Origin of the sequence: Flavobacterium sp. GT3P67 (assembly GCF_004349155.1) — a bacterium.
GTDB classification, from domain to species: Bacteria; Bacteroidota; Bacteroidia; order Flavobacteriales; family Flavobacteriaceae; genus Flavobacterium; species Flavobacterium ranwuense.
This window is the reverse complement of the sequence record NZ_SMLF01000001.1, coordinates 272,729-296,789: the sequence shown is the minus strand read 5'-3', so window position 1 is coordinate 296,789 and position 24,061 is coordinate 272,729. Positions and strand designations below refer to the sequence as shown.

22 protein-coding genes and 1 tRNA gene are annotated in these 24,061 nt (G+C 34.3%); 17 read left to right on the top strand and 6 right to left on the bottom strand.

What is annotated here, in order from left to right; genetic code table 11:
• Positions 1–17 precede the first annotated feature (17 nt).
• On the bottom strand, positions 18–1,619 hold the full coding sequence (gene aceB, locus E0H99_RS01250) for a malate synthase A (protein WP_131990434.1): 1,602 nt from the start codon (positions 1,617–1,619) through the stop codon (positions 18–20).
• Positions 1,620–1,736: 117 nt separating this feature from the next.
• Here aceB and E0H99_RS01245 point away from each other — a divergent pair, with 117 nt between their 5' ends.
• The 4 genes from E0H99_RS01245 to E0H99_RS01230 all read left to right on the top strand — a co-directional run bounded on the left by E0H99_RS01245 (position 1,737) and on the right by E0H99_RS01230 (position 7,021).
• Positions 1,737–3,218 carry a helix-turn-helix domain-containing protein gene (locus E0H99_RS01245; protein WP_131990433.1) on the top strand — a complete coding sequence of 494 codons (1,482 nt, stop codon included), beginning with the start codon at positions 1,737–1,739 and terminating at the stop codon, positions 3,216–3,218.
• A 292-nt stretch (positions 3,219–3,510) separates the two neighbouring features.
• On the top strand, positions 3,511–4,173 hold the full coding sequence (locus E0H99_RS01240) for a succinate dehydrogenase cytochrome b subunit (RefSeq protein WP_131990432.1): 663 nt from the start codon (positions 3,511–3,513) through the stop codon (positions 4,171–4,173).
• A 12-nt stretch (positions 4,174–4,185) separates the two neighbouring features.
• Positions 4,186–6,186, top strand: a complete 2,001-nt coding sequence (locus E0H99_RS01235; protein WP_131990431.1) for a fumarate reductase/succinate dehydrogenase flavoprotein subunit — start codon at positions 4,186–4,188, stop codon at positions 6,184–6,186.
• 88 nt (positions 6,187–6,274) lie between these two features.
• Positions 6,275–7,021: a succinate dehydrogenase/fumarate reductase iron-sulfur subunit gene (locus E0H99_RS01230; protein ID WP_131990430.1), complete on the top strand. Its 747-nt coding sequence runs from the start codon at positions 6,275–6,277 to the stop codon at positions 7,019–7,021.
• 116 nt (positions 7,022–7,137) lie between these two features.
• Here the strand turns inward: E0H99_RS01230 and E0H99_RS01225 are convergent, their stop codons facing one another.
• The gene (locus E0H99_RS01225) at positions 7,138–7,701 is read right to left on the bottom strand and encodes a hypothetical protein (protein ID WP_131990429.1); all 564 of its coding nucleotides are present in this window, start codon (positions 7,699–7,701) and stop codon (positions 7,138–7,140) included.
• A 75-nt stretch (positions 7,702–7,776) separates the two neighbouring features.
• Here E0H99_RS01225 and E0H99_RS01220 point away from each other — a divergent pair, with 75 nt between their 5' ends.
• Entirely contained in the window at positions 7,777–8,547 is a 771-nt protein-coding gene (locus tag E0H99_RS01220; RefSeq protein WP_131990428.1) for an amidohydrolase, read from the top strand.
• A 3-nt stretch (positions 8,548–8,550) separates the two neighbouring features.
• On the opposite strand, the gene E0H99_RS01215 is transcribed toward E0H99_RS01220, so the two are convergent.
• The gene (locus E0H99_RS01215) at positions 8,551–10,215 is read right to left on the bottom strand and encodes an Ig-like domain-containing protein (protein WP_131990427.1); all 1,665 of its coding nucleotides are present in this window, start codon (positions 10,213–10,215) and stop codon (positions 8,551–8,553) included.
• A 210-nt stretch (positions 10,216–10,425) separates the two neighbouring features.
• Here E0H99_RS01215 and mce point away from each other — a divergent pair, with 210 nt between their 5' ends.
• From mce to E0H99_RS01200, 3 genes are all read left to right on the top strand, one after another.
• Complete coding sequence (mce, locus tag E0H99_RS01210; protein WP_131990426.1) at positions 10,426–10,827, top strand: methylmalonyl-CoA epimerase; 402 nt, start codon at positions 10,426–10,428, stop codon at positions 10,825–10,827.
• Positions 10,828–10,969: 142 nt separating this feature from the next.
• Positions 10,970–11,043: transfer RNA gene (locus tag E0H99_RS01205), tRNA-Ile, on the top strand.
• Positions 11,044–11,234: 191 nt separating this feature from the next.
• Positions 11,235–11,459: a hypothetical protein gene (locus E0H99_RS01200; RefSeq protein ID WP_131990425.1), complete on the top strand. Its 225-nt coding sequence runs from the start codon at positions 11,235–11,237 to the stop codon at positions 11,457–11,459.
• Between the two features lie 35 nt (positions 11,460–11,494).
• Here E0H99_RS01200 and E0H99_RS01195 read toward each other — a convergent pair whose 3' ends face one another.
• Positions 11,495–12,082: a riboflavin synthase gene (locus E0H99_RS01195; protein ID WP_131990424.1), complete on the bottom strand. Its 588-nt coding sequence runs from the start codon at positions 12,080–12,082 to the stop codon at positions 11,495–11,497.
• Between the two features lie 58 nt (positions 12,083–12,140).
• Between E0H99_RS01195 and pdxA the strand changes: the two genes are divergently transcribed.
• The 9 genes from pdxA (at position 12,141) to E0H99_RS01150 (ending at position 19,487) form a co-directional block, all read left to right on the top strand.
• Positions 12,141–13,190 (top strand): 4-hydroxythreonine-4-phosphate dehydrogenase PdxA, encoded by a 1,050-nt coding sequence (gene pdxA, locus E0H99_RS01190; protein WP_131990423.1) that lies wholly within the window; start codon positions 12,141–12,143, stop codon positions 13,188–13,190.
• An 85-nt stretch (positions 13,191–13,275) separates the two neighbouring features.
• Positions 13,276–13,818: a YceD family protein gene (locus E0H99_RS01185; RefSeq protein WP_131990422.1), complete on the top strand. Its 543-nt coding sequence runs from the start codon at positions 13,276–13,278 to the stop codon at positions 13,816–13,818.
• A gap of 9 nt (positions 13,819–13,827) precedes the next feature.
• The gene (rpmF, locus tag E0H99_RS01180; protein ID WP_007137315.1) at positions 13,828–14,022 is read left to right on the top strand and encodes a 50S ribosomal protein L32; all 195 of its coding nucleotides are present in this window, start codon (positions 13,828–13,830) and stop codon (positions 14,020–14,022) included.
• Positions 14,023–14,195: 173 nt separating this feature from the next.
• Positions 14,196–15,194: a beta-ketoacyl-ACP synthase III gene (locus E0H99_RS01175; protein WP_131914827.1), complete on the top strand. Its 999-nt coding sequence runs from the start codon at positions 14,196–14,198 to the stop codon at positions 15,192–15,194.
• Between the two features lie 23 nt (positions 15,195–15,217).
• Entirely contained in the window at positions 15,218–15,697 is a 480-nt protein-coding gene (gene accB / locus E0H99_RS01170) for an acetyl-CoA carboxylase biotin carboxyl carrier protein (protein WP_131990421.1), read from the top strand.
• Positions 15,698–15,794: 97 nt separating this feature from the next.
• Positions 15,795–17,141 carry an acetyl-CoA carboxylase biotin carboxylase subunit gene (gene accC, locus E0H99_RS01165; RefSeq protein WP_131990420.1) on the top strand — a complete coding sequence of 449 codons (1,347 nt, stop codon included), beginning with the start codon at positions 15,795–15,797 and terminating at the stop codon, positions 17,139–17,141.
• A gap of 262 nt (positions 17,142–17,403) precedes the next feature.
• Entirely contained in the window at positions 17,404–17,700 is a 297-nt protein-coding gene (locus E0H99_RS01160; protein WP_131990419.1) for a hypothetical protein, read from the top strand.
• A gap of 30 nt (positions 17,701–17,730) precedes the next feature.
• Positions 17,731–18,021, top strand: coding sequence for a hypothetical protein (locus E0H99_RS01155; protein ID WP_131990418.1), 291 nt, complete (start codon positions 17,731–17,733; stop codon positions 18,019–18,021).
• Between the two features lie 119 nt (positions 18,022–18,140).
• Positions 18,141–19,487, top strand: a complete 1,347-nt coding sequence (locus E0H99_RS01150) for a sigma-54-dependent transcriptional regulator (protein ID WP_131990417.1) — start codon at positions 18,141–18,143, stop codon at positions 19,485–19,487.
• Here the strand turns inward: E0H99_RS01150 and E0H99_RS01145 are convergent.
• Positions 19,484–21,913 carry an ATP-binding protein gene (locus E0H99_RS01145; RefSeq protein WP_131990416.1) on the bottom strand — a complete coding sequence of 810 codons (2,430 nt, stop codon included), beginning with the start codon at positions 21,911–21,913 and terminating at the stop codon, positions 19,484–19,486. The genes E0H99_RS01150 and E0H99_RS01145 overlap by 4 nt on opposite strands.
• Before the next feature lie 111 nt (positions 21,914–22,024).
• The gene (locus E0H99_RS01140) at positions 22,025–23,926 is read right to left on the bottom strand and encodes a S9 family peptidase (protein WP_131990415.1); all 1,902 of its coding nucleotides are present in this window, start codon (positions 23,924–23,926) and stop codon (positions 22,025–22,027) included.
• Positions 23,927–24,061: the final 135 nt, after the last annotated feature.

Below are 24,061 nucleotides of genomic sequence, written 5' to 3'. Positions count from 1 at the left end.
GCAATTGATGTTGGGTTTTAAATGTATTTGTATCCCGGAATGGTCAAAAACTCGATAAAACTGTCGTTCACGACCAGAATGTCTAGTAATTGTTCCGCCAGTCTGTATTTTTGTTCTTCATGATTTTCGTCTCCAACGAGCTTTCTGATTTTTTCAAATTCTTCCATAGCTAATCGGTGATAGTATTTTTCATTTAATACCTTTTGATTGTCCAAGATCACTCCGTTTTGTAGCCATTGCCACAATTGGGATCTCGAAATCTCGGCAGTAGCGGCATCTTCCATTAAATTATGTAAGGCAGCGGCACCTTGTCCATTGAGCCATGAAGCGATATATAAAACTGATATACTGATGTTTTTTCGAACGCCTTCTTCAGTAATTGTTCCTTTTGGAGTTTCCAGTAAATCACTTTCAGTAACGTGTACGTCTTCTCTTTTTACATGAATTTGGTTTTTAGTTGGCATGTATTTGTCGAATACCCTCATGGCAAGCGAAACTAAATCCGGATGCGCCACCCAAGTGCCATCATGTCCATTTTTCGCTTCACGTTCTTTGTCCGCAATTACTTTGTCGAAAGCTGTTTTATTGGCTTCTTCGTTGTTTTTTATCGGAATCTGAGCGGCCATTCCGCCAATTGCGTGAATATTTCGTTTGTGACATCTTTGAATAACCAATTGTGAATACGCACTCATAAATGGCGCAGTCATGGTTACCTGATCTCTGTTTGGAACTAGGAAAGTTGGATTTTTTCTTAGTTTTTTGATGTACGAAAAAATGTAATCCCATCGCCCGCAATTAAGACCTACAATATGGTCTTTCAATTCAAAAATGATTTCGTCCAATTGAAAACTGGCAGTTATCGTTTCGATTAAAACCGTGGCTTTGAATGTTCCGTTTTTCACGCCCAAATATTCCTGCGTAAATTCGAAAACTTCATTCCACCATCTCGCTTCCAGATAATGTTCCAGTTTTGGAATGTAAAAATACGGTGCCGTTCCATCCTCAATAAGTTGTTTGTGATTGTGAAAAGCATACAATCCAAAATCAATTAGGGAACCTGAAGTTTGTTCTCCGTCAATCAAAATATTTTTCTCCGGTAAATGCAAACCTCTTGGTCGAACAATCAGTACGGCAGTTTCGTCGTTCAGACTGTATTTTTTATTTTTTTTAGTGTCTTCAAGAGTGATGGTTTTATTTACCGCATCTTTCAGGTTTTGTTGGCCCGTCATTAAGTTGCTCCAAGTAGGAGAAGTGCTGTCTTCAAAATCGGCCATGAAAGTTTTTGCTCCCGAATTCAACGCATTGATGACCATTTTTCGATCGACCGGACCCGTTATTTCGACTCTTCGGTCTAATAAATCCTCTGGCGTTTTCGCTGCTTCCCAATTACTTTCTCTGATGCTTTTTGTTTCAGAAGGAAAAGTTGGTAAGGCACCTGCATCAAATAAATGCTGCTGTTTTTTTCTTTCTTCTAATAACAAAAGTCTTTTATCATTGAATCTTTGGTGCAATTCTGTTACTAAATCAATCGCTTCCTCCGTCAATATTTCTGGATAATGCCCTTTCGTTTCAGTTGCAAATTGTAATAATTTTTCGGTTGTTTCAATATTATCTTTCATGGTTAAAATGTTTTACATGACAATGTTACGAAAAGTTTTTTATAAAACAAGCGAACGTACGCTAAAATGAAAAATATTTTTTTTTGGCGTAAATATTTTTTAGCGTATCTTTGAAATATGAACATAGAAAAGGATTATATCAAGTTGATTTTTGGGTTAAAACTGAAGCAGGCTCGCACTAATAAGAATTTGTCTTTATTTGGTTTAGCCAAAATCACGGATCTTTCAAAATCATATTTAAACGAAATAGAAAAAGGGAAAAAGTATCCTAAAACGGATAAAATCATTCTGCTGTCTGAAAAGTTAGATGTTTCCTATGATAATATGGTTTCTTTGAAACTCGATAATAATCTGGCGCCTATTGGAGAAATTCTTAAGTCAGGAATTCTTAAAGAGATTCCTTTAGAGATTTTTGGGATTCAGGAAAATGACCTTATCGATATTATTGCCAATGCTCCTGCAAAAGTCAATGCGTTTATAAGTACGATTATTGAGATTGCGCAGCATTATAATTTGACAAGAGAAAGTTTTTTCTTGGCGGCTTTGCGTTCGTACCAAGAAGCGCATAATAACTATTTTGAAGATTTAGAACTTAAAGTGCTACAGTTTTCCAAAGCGTTTCATGTGAATATTGACACCAAAATTTCTATCGAGGAACTAACAGCGATATTAATCGAGGAATACGGTTATACGATCAAAGAACTCGTTTTTTCTGAACAAGAACAATTGGGGGATTTGAGATCGATATTTGTGCCAAAAAGCAAAACGTTACTCCTTTCGTTAGACATTGACGAGCCTCAAAAAGCGTTTATTCTGGCTAAAGAAATTGCGTATAATTATCTTGAGATTACCGAAAGATTATATACGTTCAGTTGGATTAAATTTGATAATTTTGATCAGGTTCTGAATAATTTTTATGCTTCTTATTTTGCGGGAGCGTTGCTTATTCCCAGACAACAACTGATAGATGAGCTGAATTTATTTTTATTAAAAACAGACCCAAAACCTCAGGAAATGGTTGCTTTAATGAGTGGATTTAATGTTTCGCCTGAGTCGTTCTATCAAAGGTTGACTAACATTTTGCCAAAAGATTTTCAGTTGAAAAATCTCTTTTTTCTTCGATTGTCTCATCAAATAGGAGCGGATACGTATCAGATAAAAAAAGAATTGCACATTACGAACCAGCAGGAGCCCCACGCGAATGAAATGAATGAACATTACTGCCGAAGATGGGTTTCTATACGCACGATTGAGGAGTCTTTGAAGCAAAAGAAAAGCCACTTTTTTGATGCGCAAATCTCCAGTTATGAAAACAGTAAAAATGAATATCTTGTTTTTTCGTCGGCAACACCAGATCCTTTTAAAGTAGATTGTATCCGCAGTATTTCGGTAGGGATTTTAATCACTCCGGCGGTAAAGAAAAAATTCAAGTTTATCGAAAATGATTCGATTAAAAAACAGATTGTCGGGGTTACCTGCGAAACCTGCGCGGTTAAAAACTGTTTGGAAAGAGCTTCGCCTCCAATACAATTAGAGCAAAAAATGCGAAACGAAAACACAGATTTAATTGTGCAGCAATACATGACAAAATTCAGTTAGACAGATGCTGTATTTAAAAAAAAAGCACCGAAAGTTCAAGTATGAATTCTCGGTGCTTATTTGTGGGAATGTAAAATGAATCAACCCGTTTGCTGCGTTTTTGTTAAGATTTCTTTCTTTTTTGTTTGGCTGTTTTTCAGGCTGTTTTTAGATTTATGTTTGATATTTAAAGATTTCTTGATGTTTTGTGTAAAACACTTTAAAATCATTATAAATAACAGCGAAAAGGTTGTAGTTCCTGTCTAATTGCTTTATTTTTGTAGAATTTTTTAAAACAAATTATATAAATCTTATGGCAAAATCTGCATTATTGAAATCGTCAATAGCAAAAAAAGTAGCTATGGCGCTTTCAGGACTTTTTTTGATGTTGTTTCTAGCACAGCATTTTTTTATCAATATGACATCGGTGTTTAGTGAAAACACTTTCAACTCGATTTCTCATTTTATGGGAAATAATCCATTAGTACAGTTCGTAATTCAACCCGTTTTAATTGCTGGAGTAGTTTTTCACTTCATCATGGGTATTGTTTTGGATTTTAAAAACCGTGCAGCAAGACCAATTGCTTATGCAAAAAACAATGGAGCTGCAAATTCTTCTTGGGCTTCAAGAAACATGATTGTTACTGGGGCAGTTATTTTTGCATTCCTTGGATTGCATTTTTATGATTTTTGGTTTCCAGAAATGATTTATAAATATGTAGATGTTAGTCCATTGGACGAAACCAGATATTTTCATGAAATGACAGCTAAATTTGAAAGTCCGGTTCGTACCGGTTTATACTGTTTGTCATTTGTATTATTGGCATTGCACTTGTGGCATGGATTCAGTTCTTCTTTTCAATCTGTTGGAGCAAGAAGAGTTTCTTTGGGAACTCAAAAACTCGGTTACGCTTTTGCAATTATAATTCCTTTTGGATTTATTTTTATTGCATTATTTCATCATTTCAATCATTAATATTCAATTATAATGGCATTAGACTCAAAAATACCAGAAGGTTCGATTTCGGACAAATGGACAAATTATAAAGATCATATTAATTTAGTAAACCCTGCGAACAAACGTAATTTAGATGTAATTATAGTTGGTACAGGTCTTGCTGGAGGTTCTGCTGCTGCAACATTGGCAGAATTAGGGTATAACGTAAAAGCATTTTGTTTCCAAGATTCACCGCGTCGCGCGCACTCAATTGCCGCACAAGGAGGAATTAACGCTGCAAAAAATTATCAAGGAGACGGAGATTCAACTTTCCGATTGTTTTATGATACTGTAAAAGGGGGCGATTATCGTGCTCGTGAAGCAAACGTACATCGTTTGGCTGAAGTTTCAGGAAATATTATTGACCAATGTGTGGCACAAGGTGTTCCATTGGCTCGTGAATATGGAGGATTATTGGATAATCGTTCTTTTGGAGGAACATTAGTTTCCAGAACTTTTTATGCAAAAGGACAAACAGGTCAACAATTATTATTAGGAGCATATTCTGCCATGAACCGTCAAATAGGTCGTGGAAAAATAAAAATGCACAACCGTCACGAAATGCTTGATTTAGTAGTCGTAGACGGAAAAGCAAGAGGGATTATTGCCCGTAATTTAGTTACTGGTGAAATAGAAAGACATTCGGCTCATGCAGTAGTTATTGCTTCCGGAGGTTACGGAAATGTATTTTTTCTTTCCACAAATGCAATGGGAAGTAACGCTACCGCAGCTTGGAAAATCCACAAAAAAGGAGCTTTCTTCGCAAATCCTTGTTACACACAAATTCACCCAACCTGTATTCCAGTTTCTGGAGATCACCAATCGAAACTGACATTGATGTCAGAGTCATTGCGTAATGACGGACGTATTTGGGTTCCTGCGAAATTAGAAGATGCTAAGGCTATTCGTGAAGGTAAAAAGAAACCAACGGATTTGTCTGAAGCGGAAAGAGATTATTATTTAGAAAGAAGATACCCGGCTTTTGGGAATCTTGTTCCTCGTGATGTTGCCTCTCGTGCTGCAAAAGAGCGTTGTGATGCTGGTTTTGGAGTTAACAAAACTGGAGAAGCTGTTTATTTAGATTTTGCTGCCGCAATACAACGTTACGGTAAAGAGCAAGTTTATGTAAAAGGTTTGGATGCCAATGATGCGGAGTTGGTTATCAAATTAGGAACTGCTGTTGTTGCCAATAAGTACGGTAACTTGTTTCAAATGTATGACAAAATTGTTGATGAGAATCCATACAAAACCCCAATGATGATCTACCCTGCGGTGCATTATACTATGGGAGGAACATGGGTTGATTATAACTTGCAAACCACTATTCCGGGTTGTTTCTCTATCGGAGAATCGAACTTCTCAGATCACGGAGCCAACAGATTAGGTGCTTCGGCATTGATGCAAGGTTTGGCTGATGGATATTTTGTGCTTCCTTATACTATTGGAGATTATTTGGCTCCAGATATTAAAATGGGAACAATTTCTACGGATTTGCCTGAATTTATTGCTGCAGAAAAAGCGGTAAAAGATCAAATCGAGAAATTCATCAACAATAAAGGAACACATTCTGTTGACTATTTTCACAAGAAATTAGGAAAAATTATGTGGGACAAAGTAGGTATGGCTCGTAATGAGAAAGGGTTAAACGAAGCTATTGTAGAAATTGCAGCTTTGCGTGAAGAGTTTTACAAAGATGTAAAAGTGCCGGGAACGGACAAAGGATTCAACCAAGAATTAGAAAAAGCGACTCGTGTTGCCGATTTTCTTGAATTAGGAGAATTGTTTGCCAAAGATGCTTTGCATAGAAACGAATCTTGTGGTGGTCACTTCCGTGAGGAATATGCTACTGAAGAAGGTGAAGCACAACGCGATGATGAAAATTTTGCTTATGTAGCGGCTTGGGAGTACAAAGGAAAACCGAGCGATGCTGTTCTGCACAAAGAAGCATTGGTTTTTGATAACGTGAAACTAGTTCAAAGAAGTTATAAATAATATAGTCTAATGTCTAACGTCTTAAAGTCAAATGGCTCAATGTCAATCGACTTTCGACTTTCGACTTTATGGCTTTCAAACTAAAAATATGAAACTTATATTAAAAATATGGCGTCAGAAAAATGCCGCTACGGAAGGAAAAATAGTCGAATATCCTATAGATCATATTGAGCCGGATATGTCATTCCTTGAAATGCTTGACATTTTGAATGATGAATTAATCATGAAAGGAGATGAACCAGTTGCATTTGATCATGATTGTCGTGAAGGAATTTGCGGAATGTGTTCTTTGTATATCAATGGGGAAGCTCACGGACCGGACAAAGGTATTACGACATGTCAATTGCACATGAGAATGTTCAAGGATGGTGATACCATTTTTATCGAGCCATTTAGAGCAAAAGCGTTTCCTGTAATTAAAGATTTAGTTGTGGATAGAAGTTCTTTTGACAGAATTCAGCATGCTGGAGGATTTATATCTGTAAACACATCAGGAAATACAATTGATGCCAATACAATCCCTATTAACAAGAAAGATGCTGATGATGCATTTGATGCAGCTGCTTGTATTGGTTGTGGTGCTTGTGTGGCGAGTTGTAAAAACTCATCGGCAATGTTATTTGTCGCTGCAAAAGTATCTCAATATGCTTTGTTGCCACAAGGAAGAATTGAGGCTACTGATAGAGTTTTAAACATGGTTAGCCAAATGGATGCTGAAGGTTTTGGTAACTGTACCAATACTGGAGCTTGTGAAGTAGAATGTCCAAAAGGAATTTCTCTTGAAAACATTGCTAGAATGAATAGAGAATATTTATCTGCAAGTTTGAAAGGGTAAACAAGTCATAAAGTCAAATGTCTTAAAGTCGAAAGCTTTAAGGTGAAAATCTGAAAACGCATTCAATGTCAAAGTTGAATGCGTTTTTTTATAATTAAAAATTAAATTTTGAACGTTTAGTCTTTCCATTCCCAAGGTGCAGAAGGTGTTGAGACTACTTTTGTGATATCAAATCTCAGGGTAAACAACCGGTCTGAACCGATGCGTCTTAAGTTATATGTAAAAGACGTTTCGTCTAAAGTAATCCACCAGACATTTGCAGAAGCATTTGGAATTAAATCACATGTTTCTTGATCTGCCGGAAAAAACTGAAGCGTCGATGAACCAGAATTAGACGTTGTTCCGCCATATTGTGTAACCTTGTCTTCGGAGCCATCTTCGTGGCGGTGGTCGTGTTTCAATTGAATACGGTCATTTTTGTATGTTAATACCCAAGTTCTCGATTTGTCATCTCCTACAAAAAAAGGAATTCGAATCGTATTATCATCACAATTGCGAACGTGCATCACTAATTTCTTATCTCGAAAAGTATCATTGGCAGCGCCTTCTTTTACTTCTCCTTCAAATGATTTGCCACATTGTTTTTGTAAATTTTCCCAGAATTGTTTAGCACCTGATTTTTCTTGTCCAAAAATTAAAACGGAAAATAGCATCGTACTTACGATTAGCATCTTTTTCATAAAGTTATTTTTTTTGCTAAGATAATGAACTCATGATGTTGTGATATTTCTTATTTTTATAAAAAATAAAACAACATGAAAGTTATCTTGATCCAAGCTCCTTTGATTTGGGAAAATCCAAAGCTAAATCGTGATTATTTCGAGGCCAGAATAAATGAAATTGCTTCGGCGGTTGATTTAATTGTATTGCCGGAAATGTTTACGAGCGGTTTTACAATGAGCCCTGAGAATGTTGCTGAAACAATGCAAGGCGAAACGATAACTTGGCTTAAAGTGTTGGCGAAAGCCAGAAACTGTGCCATTACGGGAAGTTTAGTTATAGAAGAAAATAGTAATTTCTACAACAGAATGGTATTTGTTTTTCCTTCAGGACAAATTCAATTCTATGATAAAAAGCACTTATTTACTTTGGCTGGCGAAGACAAAGTATACACAAGGGGAAATCAAAAAATAATTGTGGACTATTTAGGATGGAAAATTTGTCCATTGATTTGTTATGATTTACGATTTCCTGCTTTTTCCAGAAATTCAGAGGATTATGACTTGTTGATTTATGTGGCAAGTTGGCCAAAAACCAGAACCAATGCTTGGGATGCTTTATTGAAAGCACGAGCGATAGAAAATATGAGTTATGCGATTGGTGTCAATAGAATAGGGACTGATGCAAATGGTTACGAATACATTGGTCACTCACAAGCGGTCGATTTTCTCGGGAATTATGTCTTGGAACCAGATGAATCTGAAAGTTTTTTTTTAGTAGAATTAGACAAAGAAAAAATGTTAGAAACCAGACAAAAATTAGGTTTTTTGAACGATAGAGATTTTTTTGAAATAAAAAACATATAAGTTTTAGTTCTTTTTTTCTGTTTTCGTATCTGTTTTCTTTTTAGGTTCCGGAATGTATGGAAGGCTCAAATCAAAAATTTGATTTACATCCCAATTAGCACGGACATCAATTTCTTTGGAAAAATAAATGACTTCTTCGGCTTGACGTTTTTCTAAATAATTACCGGAATCCCATTCCTTGTTTTTATTGGTGTCATAAATAGCACGCAAAGTATAAAGTGCAGGTTCAATCAAGTTAAAGTCTATTGTGGTGTTTTTTTCAGTGTATTCAGTAGCCAAAACATCACCTTTTATATTAGTCAGTTCTACAATGACAGGGAATTGCTTCACATTTTCTAATGCCACAGAAAGATTCCCATAATCTGAGGTGTTTCTCGTGTTTAATTTATAGGTCAAAGTGTCATTTGATTTTTCGAAAAAATCAGTTAACGCTCCAGGCAAAATTTCAAAAGTATAATTTTCTAAGGGTTCCTTTTTAAAATCAAAATACAATTTCTGATTAAATTCGTCGTATTCGGTGGTAAAAGGTACTGCGGCTTTTGCATTATTAATCAAATTTATTTTAGAATTCTCAATGCGAATTAATGGAGTTGAACTTTCTAAAGTAAATTTATCTCTAAAATTTAAAGTGCCACTTTGCACAGGCGTAATGTTTAAGGTGTCTTTTTTCTGGTCTTTTATTTTAAAGATGAAATTGGCTCCGTATTTGTCTTTGGCTACAGCCAAATTTAACGAATCTGTCTTGATGGGTTTATACCAGATTTGAAGGGAATCCTTTTTCGGGAATTTAGTAGTAATCGTAGACAAAACATCAGTATTGTTTTTCAAGATTATTTTAGGTCTCTCATTAGCAGAATTTACTTTCCCTTCATATCCCAAAAGCAATTTATTTCCAGATGCTTGGCTTGGTTTGAAAGCCTTAAAAGGGAGTGTTTCCTTAAATAATTCCAACTCGTAAATGGTGTCGTTTGGAATAGTAATAAAGTCTTTGCTAAATCCAATTTTATCCGTTTTTGGATTGTATTTGTTATTGCTGTTGTAGTCTTTCATCGCTACAAGAAGATATTTTCCGGCTTTTAAATTCTCAAAACGAAAAGTCTTCAAACTATCTAATGTGTTTGTCACATATCTTGGATTCTCATTATAAACTATTGAATCTTTAAAGGTGTCATTCACATCATAAAGCATAACCGAAACGAATGATTCTACTTCTTTGTCATAAGCACTTTTTACAGTTCCGCCAAGGCTTAAAGAGTCAATATAGTCTCCGGTAGAAAACACATATTTGAATTGGTTAAACGGATTTCCTTCGTTATTGTCAGCGATGCTTTGGCCAAAATTAAAGCTGTAAGTGGTATTAGGTTGTAACGTGTCTTTGATTTTTATTGTAATCGTTTTGCTTGGAGTAGTAGGTAAAATTGATGGTTCGTATTTCATGGGTGGTGAAATAATCAATTGCTTGTTGAGGTTTTTAAGTTTAATGTTTTCGTCAAAGACTAGTTTGATCTCGTTATCTTTGAAGTTTTTGCTGAAATTTTCCGGAAAACTTGCTTTTAAAACGGGTGCAATGGTATCTTTCAAACCACCAGTGATGGAGCCTCTTTTGGCACATCCAACAATAACTAAAAGCAATAGAAAGAAGGTGTATTTTAAATTGTTTTTCAACATATCAAATCATAATTAGAATGTACAAAATAACAATTATAATTCATGCAATCGAAATTTTTTATAGAATTATTATGAGCGATTTAATTCAGCTTACTTTTTAGAATGCCTCTCTTTTTTTGTTTTTAATGTTTAATTTTGCGTCAAATAAGTTTTGTTGCGGCTAGCTTACTGTTTAAATTTGAAACTAATGTTGAATCGATATTATAAATAATGAGAAAAATAGAACATATAGGGATTGCTGTTAAAGACTTAGAAGTGTCAAATTTAGTTTTCGAAAAACTCTTTGGGGCTCCAGCTTATAAATTCGAAGATGTAGCAACCGAAGGAGTAACAACTTCTTTTTTTAGGAATGGCCCCAATAAAATTGAGCTTTTAGCGGCAACTAATCCAGAAAGTCCTATTGCTAAGTTTTTAGAAAAAAAGGGAGAAGGGATTCATCATATCGCTTTTGATGTTGAAGATATTGTTTCAGAAATAGCGCGTTTAAAAAAGGAAGGGTTTGTGGTCTTGAATGAAATTCCGAAAAAAGGAGCTGATAACAAGTTAGTTGCATTTCTGCATCCAAAAAGCACGAATGGTGTTCTGATAGAATTGTGTCAGGAAATAAAATAATTTAATTGCAGATAAATGGGTAGTATTCTAATTTTCAGTTGGTTTCTATTTGAAATAAGTTAATAATTGAACTATATTAAAATCTAAGTCAAAAATATTTGGAGCAATTGAAAAATAGTGGTAATATTGCACACTCTAAACCGGTCCTATAGCTCAGCTGGTTAGAGCACCTGACTCATAATCAGGTGGTCCCTGGTTCGAGCCCAGGTGGGACCACGTAAAAAGCCTTTCAATTTTTTGAAAGGCTTTTTTTTATAACAGTATAAAAGCATATTTCATGTAAAAAAATCATACTTTTGTAACGATTACTATTGTTTTTGTTAAAGCTGTGAATTTTTTTGTAAAAAAAATAAATTATCAAATAAAAATATTTTTTAGGAGTAATTGATGCTTTATCTTTCTGATTTATGAAAATTTTTAAAAATATTTTTTTTATAATAATCATTTTCCTTTTTGGGATTATGGATGTTTTTGCGGGGCCTACGCCTCCAAATCCTTTTGGAAAGAAGAAGCCACCACCACCGCCTGGATTGCCTATTGATGAAAATATTTGCATACTAATGATAATTGCATTGTTATTTGGAATTTATATTATTTACAACAATATGTTAAAAACAAAAACCCCAATTTAAATTGGGGTTTTTGTTTTTAACATAGTTAAGGGGGATTATTTGTTAGCGTATAATCGGGAAACGTATTTGCCAATCACATCAAATTCAAGATTTATTTTTGTGCCAACTTCAATGGTTTTGAAATTAGTGTGCCCATGTGTATAAGGGATTATGGCTACACTAAACTGATTTTTTTTAGAATTCACCACGGTTAAACTTACGCCATTTACGGTAATTGAACCTTTTTCGATAGTAATGTTGTTTAATTTTTCATCATATTCAAAGGTGTAAAGCCAGCTTCCATCGGTTTGCTCTGCGATGATGCAGGTTCCTATTTGGTCTACGTGTCCTTGAACGATGTGTCCGTCAAGTCTGTCTCCAAGTTTCATTGCCCTTTCTAAGTTGACACTGTCGCCAACTTTCCAATCGGCTAAATTTGTTTTTTTTATCGTTTCGTCTATGGCGGTCACGGTATAGAAGGTGTCCTTGATTGCAACAACTGTAAGGCAAATTCCGTTATGAGCAACGCTTTGGTCAATTTGTAGTTCGCTGGTAATCGATGAATTCATCGTTATGTGAACATTACTGTTCTCTTTTTTTATTTCTTGGATGACACCAAGGGTTTCTATGATTCCTGTAAACATTTCTTGTTTTATTTTACTAAATTTGCACTTCAAAATTAGCAATAAATAACGTTAGGTCATGATGAAAAAAGCAGAAAATATAATCGTCGGGATTTCTATAGGAGATTTAAACGGTATTGGAAGCGAAGTTGTTTTAAAAACATTCGAGGATTCTCGTATGTTGGAGTTGTGTACTCCTGTTATCTTTGCTAATGTTAAGTTGTTATCTTTTGTGAAGAAAAGTTTTCAGTCTACTTCTTTGTTGCACGGAATTGATAAGTTGGATCAAATTGTAACAGGAAAGATTAATGTTTTAAATCTTTGGAAAGAAGGAGTTGATTTGAATCTTGGAGTAAATGATTCTAAGGCAGGTGAGTATGCTATAAAATCATTTGTTGCGGCCGCCAAAGCTTTGAAGGATGGTCTTGTAGATGTATTAGTTACTGCGCCTATAAATAAGTATAATATTCAATCAGAGGATTTTAAATTTCCGGGACATACGGATTATTTAGATCAAGAATTGGAGGGAAATGCACTTATGTTGATGGTTCAGGATAATTTAAGAGTTGGGCTCTTGACGGATCATATTCCGTTAAGTGAAGTGGCTTCTCATCTTACGGAAGAATTGATTAAAAGAAAAATTGAAACGGTTAAGCAATCATTGATACAGGATTTTAGTGTTAATAAGCCTAAAATAGCTGTTTTGGGGTTAAATCCTCACTGTGGTGACGGAGGAGTTATCGGTACCGAAGATGATTTGATATTAAAGCCAACATTAAAAAAAATATTTGATAAAGGAACCTTGGTGTTTGGTCCTTTTGCAGCTGATGGTTTTTTTGGAAGTAACCAATATGAGAAGTATGATGCTATAATTGCGATCTATCACGATCAAGGATTAATTCCTTTTAAAACGTTGTCTTTTGGTAATGGAGTGAATTATACGGCAGGTTTGAATAAAATAAGAACGTCTCCGGATCATGGTACTGCTTATGATATAGCAGGAAAAGGAGTGGCTGATTTTAACTCATTCAAAGAGGCGGTTTATTTGGCACTTGATATTTATCATTCGAGAAATCAATATGCCGAAATCAGTGTGAAGCCATTGAAAACAAAAGAAAAACAGTTGTAAACAAAAAAAAGTGAATAACATTATTAGATTTGCAATAATTTTATATCTTTGCACTCCCGAAGTTTAGGGTCAAATTGTTGTTGAAATGAAGAAGACAAAAGAATATTTAATACCTTTTATAGGATTAAAGCTAGGAAAACATCATTTTGAGTATCAAATAAATAATTCGTTCTTTGAAATCTTTGATTATAATGAATATCAAGATTCAAATATCAAAGTAAATGTAGTTTTAGAGAAAAAAAGTACGCTGTTAGAGTTAAGTTTTAAGCATAAAGGGACGGTAAATGTACCTTGTGATTTGACAAGCGAAGATTTTGACTTGCCGGTTAAAGGCAAAATGAATTTAATTGTTCGTTTTGGTGAGGAATATAATAATGACAATGAAGAATTGTTGATTTTACCTCATGGAGAGTTTGAAATTGATATTGCACAATATATCTATGAAATGATAGTGTTGTCAGTGCCTCTAAGACGTGTTCATCCAGGAATTAAAGATGGAAGTTTAAAAACGGAAGCTTTAACTAAGCTTAATGAACTGATAGTAAAAGAAGAAAAAAAAGAGAATAAACAAGAAGAAAATATTGACCCGCGTTGGGACAAATTAAAGCAACTATTAACGGATAAATAATATAGTAAAATGGCGCATCCTAAGAGAAAAATCTCCAAAACAAGAAGAGATAAAAGAAGAACACATTACAAAGCTACTGTAGCACAGATTGCTACTTGTCCTATTACAGGAGAAGCGCACTTATACCATAGAGCTTACTGGCATGAAGGTAAAATGTATTACAGAGGGCAAGTTGTTATAGATAAATCTGTAGCTGTTGCTTAATACATTTTTGTAAATGATATTCGAACTCTCACATCGTGAGAGTTTTTTTGTTGTTTATAATTTTCATTAAATAAGAAGTTCCAAATCAATGAAAATGGAATTTTTTTTTGTAATTTTCAAGTCTTTTAAAAATTTTTCAAATGGCAACATTTGACAAAAAATAATCGCATCCAATGAATACAATTACAGCCGCAATAACCGCTGTTGGAGCCTATGTTCCAGACTTTGTTTTAACTAACAAAGCTCTTGAGGCCATGGTCGACACCAATGACGAGTGGATAACCTCTCGTACAGGAATAAAAGAAAGAAGAATCCTCAAAGAAGAGGGTAAAGGAACTTCTTTTTTAGCCATAAAAGCTGCACAAGATTTATTAGCTAAAGCCAATATTGACCCTCTAGAAATAGACTTGTTGATAATGGCAACTGCAACGCCAGATATGCCAGTTGCTTCAACAGGTGTATATGTAGCAACCGAAATAGGAGCCTTAAATGCTTTTGCATATGATTTGCAAGCAGCATGTTCCAGTTTCTTATTTGGGATGTCAACGGCAGCAGCTTACATAGAGTCCGGAAGATACAAGAAAGTACTATTAATTGGTGCTGATAAAATGTCCTCTATCGTAGATTATACTGATAGATCAACCTGTATCATTTTTGGAGATGGAGCTGGAGCAGTATTGTTCGAACCTAATTATGAAGGATTAGGATTGCAAGACGAATACTTGCGCAGTGATGGAATCGGAAGAGATTTTTTGAAAATTGACGCTGGTGGTTCTCTACTTCCTGCCTCTTACGAAACAGTAAGAGATAATAAACACAATATTATTCAAGACGGAAAAACAGTATTTAAATATGCTGTGACCAACATGGCTGATTCAAGTGAATTAATTCTGAAAAGAAATAATTTAACCAATGAAGATGTAGATTGGTTAGTTCCTCATCAAGCCAACAAACGTATTATTGATGCAACAGCAAATAGAATGAATTTAGAAGATTCTAAAGTGCTAATGAATATTGAAAAATACGGAAACACAACTTCTGCGACTTTACCATTAGTTCTTAATGATTTTGAACATTTATTCAAAAAAGGAGATACGATAATTTTGGCTGCTTTTGGAGGTGGATTCACTTGGGGATCTATATATCTAAAATGGGCATACGATAAAAAATAAATTTAAACTAAAAACAAATAATTATGGATTTAAAAGAAATTCAAAATCTAATCAAGTTTGTAGCAAATTCAGGAGTTGCAGAAGTTAAATTAGAGATGGATGATGTAAAAATTACCATCAGAACAACTTTAGAAGGGAATGTAACAGAAACCACGTATGTTCAACAAATGCCGGCTCAAGCTGCACTTCAACAAGCAGTAGCTCCGCAACAAATTGCTCCGGTTGCAGTAGCTCCAGAAGTTCCAGTAGCAGAAAACGCTCATTATATCACCATAAAATCTCCAATCATTGGAACTTTTTATAGAAAACCATCTCCAGATAAACCAATGTTTGTTGAAATAGGTAAAACAATTGCTAAAGGTGACGTACTTTGTGTAATTGAAGCTATGAAATTATTTAATGAAATTGAATCTGAAGTTTCTGGTAAAATTGTAAAAATATTGGTTGACGATATGTCGCCAGTAGAATTTGACCAACCGTTATTCTTAGTAGATCCATCATAAGGAATTATAAATTATGAATTATAAATTATGAATTGGTTTTTATCACCAGTCCTATATTTTAAAAAATTCATAACTCATAACTCATAACTCAAAAAAGATGTTTAAAAAAATATTGATTGCCAATAGGGGGGAAATTGCGTTACGCGTAATTAGAACATGCAAGGAAATGGGTATAAAAACGGTAGCCGTTTATTCTACTGCAGATGCCGAAAGTCTACATGTAAAGTTTGCTGACGAAGCAGTTTGTATTGGACCACCTCCAAGCAACTTGTCCTATTTAAAAATGTCAAATATTATTGCCGCTGCCGAAATTACAAATGCAGATGCAATACATCCGGGATACGGATTCCTTTCTGAAAATTCTAAATTTTCTAAAATTTGTCAAGAACATGGTATCAAATTCATTGGAGCTTCTCCAGAGATGATTGATAGAATGGGAGATAAAGCTTCCGCAAAATCGACTATGATTGAAGCGGGTGTTCCTTGTGTTCCAGGTTCAGTAGGAATTTTAGAATCGTATGAGCAAGCCTTACAATTATCAAGAGATTTTGGCTACCCAGTAATGCTTAAAGCAACTGCTGGTGGTGGTGGAAAAGGAATGAGAGCTGTTTGGAAAGAAGATGAATTGTTGAAAGCTTGGGAAGATGCGCGTCAGGAATCTGCAGCAGCTTTTGGAAATGATGGAATGTATCTGGAGAAATTAATCGAAGAGCCTCGCCATATTGAGATTCAAGTAGTAGGTGATTCTTACGGAAAAGCCTGTCATCTTTCAGAAAGAGATTGTTCAGTTCAAAGACGTCATCAAAAATTAACTGAAGAAACTCCATCTCCATTTATGACAGATGAGTTACGTGAAAAAATGGGTGAAGCAGCTGTAAAAGCAGCTGAATACATTAAATATGAAGGTGCTGGAACTGTAGAATTTTTGGTTGATAAACACCGTAATTTCTACTTTATGGAAATGAATACCCGTATTCAAGTAGAGCACCCAATTACAGAACAAGTTATTGATTATGACTTAATCCGTGAGCAAATTATGGTTGCCGCTGGAATACCTATTTCGGGTAAAAACTACTTGCCACAATTACATGCGATCGAATGCAGAATTAATGCAGAAGATCCTTATAATGATTTCCGTCCTTCTCCAGGAAAAATCACAACATTACATATGCCGGGTGGACACGGAGTTCGTTTAGACACTCACGTGTATTCAGGGTATACTATTCCACCAAATTACGATTCAATGATTGCAAAACTTATTACTACAGCCCAATCCCGTGAGGAAGCGATTAGTAAAATGAGAAGAGCCTTGGATGAATTTGTAATCGAAGGAATAAAAACTACCATTCCGTTTCATAGACAATTAATGGACGATCCTCGTTATATCGCAGGAGAGTACACTACTGCATTTATGGATACTTTCAAAATGAACGATCCGGAATAAAAAATACTTTATTTAAGTAAAAAACCTTGCAGCGATGCAAGGTTTTTTTGTTTATTATATTTTGATACTGCCTGAATTGTATAATAATTATACACTTTGCCCCAGTATTTATACATCTTTCTTGTGTTTTGAATTTAATGGCTATTTTTAAAGCGTTGTTTTTTAATGCATTAACGATGTGATGCCTTGCTTTAAATGATTGGTATAATTATTTCTTTGTTTTAAGTAACAATAACAAATAAATAATTTAAAATTAAATACTATGAAAAAGTTAATCTTATCCGCAGCAATCGTTTTAGGAAGTTTGTCAACTTATGCTGCTACAGCTCCAATCGTGAGTAGTACCATTAAATCAGTATCAATTCAAGAGGAATACACTGAAGTAAAATTGGAAGAAGTTCCTGAAGCAATAAAAGCGGCATTAAAAGCGGCATATCCAAGTGCTGTTCTTGACAAAGCGTATATAAATGCTAACAAAGAATACAAATTAGACATTACTGTTGGAGATAAAAAAGGAAATCTTTTTGCTGATGCAAATGGGAAATGGATTCAAAAATAAAAATATAATAATAAATAAAAATATAATAATATGAAAAAGTTAATGGTATCAGCAGCAATCGTTTTAGGGAGTTTATCAGCATTTGCGACTACAGTTCCTAATCAAAATTTTCAAGTTCAATCCTCATTATTTCAAGAAGGATATACTGAAGTAGAAACAGTTCCAGATGCTGTGAAAAAAGCACTGGAAACAGCACATCCGGGTGCGGTTCTTGGAAAAGCATTTATAAATGCAAAGAAAGAATACAAATTAGAGATTACAGTTGGAGACAAGAAAGCTACTGTTTATGCGGATGCCAATGGGAAATGGATAAATAAATAATTTAGGTGAGTTTTGTTTTTAAAAAGAGAGATTGTTTGTAACAGTCTCTCTTTTTTTTGCAAAAAATTATGAGAATACAAATTTAATACCTTATATTTTAGCCTTAAAGTTAAAATGTAATGGCTAAGATTTTATTGATTGAAGATGATGTTGCCTTTTGTAAATTATTAGAAAAATTTCTAATAAAAAAAGCATACGATGTAACGCCGGCATTTTCAGCGGCAGAAGCAAAATCCAAAATTAAGAGCAACGAATTTGATTTGGTCATCACGGATTTAAGACTTCCCGATTCTGATGGGATTGCACTTATGTCAGAAATAAAATTGACTCACCCAAATGTCCCCGTAATACTAATGACGGGATATTCTGATGTGAGTACGGCTGTTAAAGCTATAAAAAATGGTGCTGCGGATTACATCTCCAAACCATTTAATCCTGAAGAAGTTCTATTGGTTATTACCAATGCTTTAGAAATTTCAAATGTCACGGAGTCAAATCAAATAGTCACCGCGACAAAAATCGGAAAACAAAGTGTAAAAAAAGATGCCAATGAATTCGTTAAAGGAATTTCTAAAGCATCCCAAAAGCTTGCCGAATACATACAGCTGGTCAGTCCGACAAATATGTCCGTTTTAATTATCGGCGAAAGCGGAACTGGAAAAGAAGTCATTGCCAAAAGTATTCACGAAAACAGTTCCAGAAAAAATACTAATTTCATTGCTGTTGACTGTGGTTCAATTCCAAAAGAATTAGCAGCGAGTGAATTTTTCGGTCATATTAAAGGATCTTTTACGGGAGCAATTCAGGATAAAATTGGTTTTTTTGAAGCGGCAAATGGGGGGACTATTTTTTTGGATGAAATTGGGAATCTGTCTTATGAGAATCAAATTCAGCTTTTGAGAGCTTTGCAGGAAAGAAAAATCAAACCCATTGGCAGTAATAAAGAAATAGACGTTGATATTAGGATTATTACCGCAACAAATGAAGATTTGCGTGAAGCGGTTAAAAGTGGAGATTTCAGGGAAGATTTATATCACAGAATCAATGAATTCTCTATTCATTCCCCGTCATTAGTCGAGAGGAATGAAGATTTAATGATCTTCTCAGATTTTTTTCTTGAAAAGTCAAATCAGGAATTGAATAAAAATGTCATCGGATTTTCTTCGGAAGTCATGACTATTTTTCAAAACTACAGATGGCCGGGAAATCTTCGGGAACTTCAAAATTGTATCAAAAGAGCAACGCTTTTATCGCAAGGGGATTTTATTGAAAAAACGGCACTTCCTATGGAGTTTTTTCAAAATGAAGACAAAAAAACTACCGATTTTTCTTTGTTTGAAAATGAGAAAGAAACCATTCTTGAAGCTTTAAATCAAACGAATAACAACAAATCTGAAGCTGCGAAATTGTTGAAAATTACCAGAAAAACGTTATATAATAAATTAAATCGTTACGATATTAATTAGTCTGATTCCTTTTCTAAAAGAGAAAAAAGACGGTCAATTTTATCTTTTAAGTTTTCAGAATGGATTTTAATTGCTGCGATTGTAAAATCGTCTAACTCTAAGTGATCTAATATTGCGCTAATTTTGTTGGCTTGAATTTGTTTGAACATTGGTCCCATTTTATGGGCAATATTTTTAATCTCAATAAAATTTTCTAAAGAAATAGCTTGTTCTAAATTGCCTAAATTTTCTTTGGTACTCGCCATAAACGATTCTAAAACCTCAGTTAAAGCCTGTTTTTCATTGGGTAAAAATGATTTTAATGCCTTTAAAGAATAGAGCTTGTCTGTTTTTGTAGCATCAGTCCTATTTTTTAATCCAATAGGAATTTCATCATTATTCAAAATTGCTTTTATGATTTTAAGTAATGTTTTAGGCGAATATGGTTTTCTGACAACGGTTGTGAATCCGGCTTTTTTATAACGCTCTAAATCCAAATCACTTTTTCCAGTCACGGCCATTATCGGTTGCTTTTTATAATTGGAGTCGGGTGTGTTTTGGAGTTCTTTTAAAAATGAAAAACCGTCCATAACGGGCATTTGAATATCCGTAATTATGAAATCAAAAGAGTTGTTCTTAATCCAATGAAGTGCTTCGCTCGCATTGTTAAACGAAACTGTATTAAAGTGATGCTGTTTTAAAACTTCGGTTGTCAATTTTAATAAACTCTCATCATCATCGATGATAATTGCGGTAAATTCTTCTTTTGATGGAGTGTTATTTAATTCTTTTTGAATCGCATCATCAAATTGTAATGGAATCTGGATCTGAAAAATACTTCCTTTGCCCAGTTCACTTTTCAAACTTAATTCACCGCCTAAAATAGCTGTCATTTTTTTAGAGATGGTAAGCCCTAAACCCGTTCCTCCATATTTTTTTTCAATATTTTCATCGGCCTGTGTAAACTCCTCAAAAATTAATTGTTGATTTTTTTCTTCTATTCCAATGCCGGAATCTTCAATTAGTATGGCTATTGTATTGGTTTCTGAATGAATTTTGGCTTGAATTTTTATGAATCCTTTTTCCGTAAATTTGAAAGCATTCCCAATGATGTTAGACAGTATTTGTCTTAGTCGGAATGGATCTCCAATGATTCTTTGTTTTAGATTAGGATCAATTTCAATAATCAGTTCAATTTGTTTTTGTGTATAAACAGATTGAATGCTATTTCCGACTTCGTTAATGATGTCGTCTAATGAAAACGAAATTTTTTCTATAGTGATTTTTCCCGCTTCAATTTGAGTGAAATCTAATAAATCCTGTACTAATTGTGAAATGTAATCGGAGGAGCCTTTGATGTTTTTGGTAAAATACAATTGCTTGGTATTTAAATCAGAATTTCCCAGCAGTTCCGTGTAACCAACAATAGTGCTCAATGGTGTTTTCAAATCGTGGCTTACTGTCGAAATAAGTTGTTCTCTGCTCGTTAATAGTTTTTTTGTTTTAGAATTTGCAATCTCCAGTTGTTTCTTATAAGATTGTGTTTTGGAGTAATCATTTAAAATGATAATCAAAAAGAACAAGGTCAATAACAATCCAATTATTGCGGCAGTGGTAACAATTTGGTTTGTTTTTTTTAAGGAATTCTCTCGGTCTGAATAGCTTTTGGTCGTATTTATAATGATTTCACGTTCTATAATATTGAGTACTTTTCTTAATTGATCGGATATCGAAAGTTCGTTTTGCAACAATTTATTTTCTTCCTGATTTAACAGCAGTTTCTTTTTTGCGGTTTCTTTCTTTACGTCATTCAGCAAGTTTTTTGAAGCCATTAAAATGGAATCTGATGCTTTTTTGCTTAATGTATTGGTGCTGTCATCGGGAATATTTTGATTCAAATAAGCCACGTACTTTTTAAGTACATTCCGTTGGTATTGCCCCATTTCCGAAGGGTATTTCACAAAATCTTCCAATTGAAGTTTTCGCAATGAAGACTCCATTTTTGTCAAATCCTCTATGGCGGTTTTAACAGAAGTTTCATCCTCGGTTTTATTTTTTATCGTTTTTAGTTGCTGGATGTTTTTAGTTTTTTTGGACAATAAATATTTTACACTATCCAGTAAAGTGATTTGATAGGGAGTAGAAACCAATAGTTTTAAAGAATCAATATCTGATTTTAAAGATGCAGTTTTGCTGATGTAATTTTTAAAATCTTTCTCTGATTCAGATTGAATAGCGATTCGGGCTAAACTTTCCGTTTTATGCATGTCAGATAGTAAACTACTCACTTTCAAAATAGTGCTGCTTTCCTCCGTAATTCTCTTCTCAGTTTTAGAAAAACTCTTGTTTTCAGTATATAAAAACCAGCCTACGCTTACAAAAAGTAACGCCAGCACCAGATAGCTTAGGAGAATTTTTATCGGAATATAACTTTTTTTACTATCCATTTTTCAAAGATAAAAATTACAAAAGCGTTTAAAGTTAAGTTATTCAAAATGTTTTGATACAAACAAAAAACCCCACTGAAAAGTGAGGTTTTATTTTCTTTAAGTTTTAATTTACAAGGTTTCTTTCAACCATTTGAAAAATTCACCTTGCCAAATTTGAGCATTCTGCGGTTTTAATACCCAATGATTCTCTTCAGGAAAATACAAGAATCTACTTTTTATCCCTTGTAATTGCGCCGCTTGGAAAGCTTCTTGACCTTGTCCTATCGGCACACGAAAATCTTTTCCGCCTTGAATAATTAAAATTGGTTTGTTCCATTTTTCTACCATGGTCATAGGATTGAAAATAGTGTAGGCTTTTTGCGCAACAGCATTGTCTTTTTTCCAATAGTTACCACCAAAATCCCAGTTGGTAAAGAAAACTTCTTCGGTAGTTCCATACATACTTTGTGTATTAAAAATTCCATCATGGGCAATAAAGGTTTTGAATCGGTTGTTGTGCATTCCGGCCAGATAAAAAACAGAATACCCGCCGTAACTGGCGCCAACACATCCTAAACGTGTCGCATCAACATATTTTTCCTTCGCCACATCATCAATCGCTGAAAGGTAATCTTGGATTACTTGTCCGCCCCAGTCTTTACTGATTTGCTCATTCCATTCCACACCATGACCTTGCATGCCGCGACGGTTTGGAGCTACAACAATATAACCGTTAGCGGCCATCAATTGTAAATTCCATCGGTAAGAATAAAATTGTGTCAATGGAGATTGTGGCCCGCCTTGACAATACAAAAGGGTTGGATATTTTTTTGAGGCATCAAAATTAGGAGGAAGAACGACCCAAACCAACATTTTTTTGCCATCCGTAGTCGTTACATATCTTCTTTCGGTTTTGCTTAACGCCAAAGAATTATAGGTTGTTGTATTGACATTAGATAGTTGTTTCCAAGTGTTTTTCTTTAAATTATAAGAAAAAATTTCCGCAGCATGATTCATGTCAGTTCTCGTTACGATGATGTTATCACCGGAAAAACCAACTAAATCATTGACGTCAAACTCACCATTAGTGATTTGGTGAACGTTAATTGCAATTTTGGTCAGACCCGGAAAATTAACTTCAAACAACTGTTTTGTACCATTTATTGGTGCAATAAAAAAGATTTTTTTTCCGTCAGTACTCCAGATAAAATGATCCACGGTTCCATCCCAATTAGCCGTTAAGTTCATTTTCATTCCTTTGAAGCTAACAATCAGGTCGTTTTTATCGGCTTCATAACCGTCTCGTTTCATTTGTAACCAAGTCAAATTTCCTGTAGGAGAAAATTGTGGAGCGATATCATATCCTAGATTTTCTTCGGTTCTATTGATGGTTTTTCCAGTTTCAAGATTGTATTCGAAGATATTAGTGTTGGTAGAAACAGCATAATCCGTTCCTGCTTTTTTCTTGCTTACGTAAAGAATACTTTTGCTGTCTGGCGACCAAATATAATCTTCATCACCACCAAAAGGTTTTTGTGGACTGTCGAAATTTTCTCCCTTCAGAATGTCAATTCCCACAGCGCCTTCTTTGTTTTCTTTGTAAAAAACATGATTGTATTTGCCTTCATTCCAAGTGTCCCAATGGCGATAATTCAATCCGTCGTAGATTTGAACATCTGATTTTTCCAGTTCAGGATAAAAATCTTTTCCGTGAATTTTTTCGATTTTCACTTCTTCATTGTAAACAATATATTTCCCGTCTGGAGAAATGTTCTTGTCTTTTAATAGGTCTTTAGTCTCTTTTACTTCGGTTGGATTTCCACCATTTACTGGTAAAATGTAGAATTTTGTATCCGATTTATTTTCTTGAACAGAAGGAGTTGTTACTTTATAGACTATATTTTTTCCATCTTTGGAAATACCTAAAGGAGTTACTCTTCCTAGTTTCCAAAGCAGCTCCGGAGTCATTACATTTTGTGCCATAGCAGTTAAACTCATCATTAATAAGGGTATTAGCAGTATTTTTTTCATTTTAATAAGTGATTTTTTCGAATGCTAAAATTAGCCAATTTAAATTGATGTTTTTTCGTTTTTAACACTTGCTTTTTAGCCCCGATAAAAGTGGAAATCCTTTTATTTTTTTGCTTTAAAAAAATAAAAGATTAC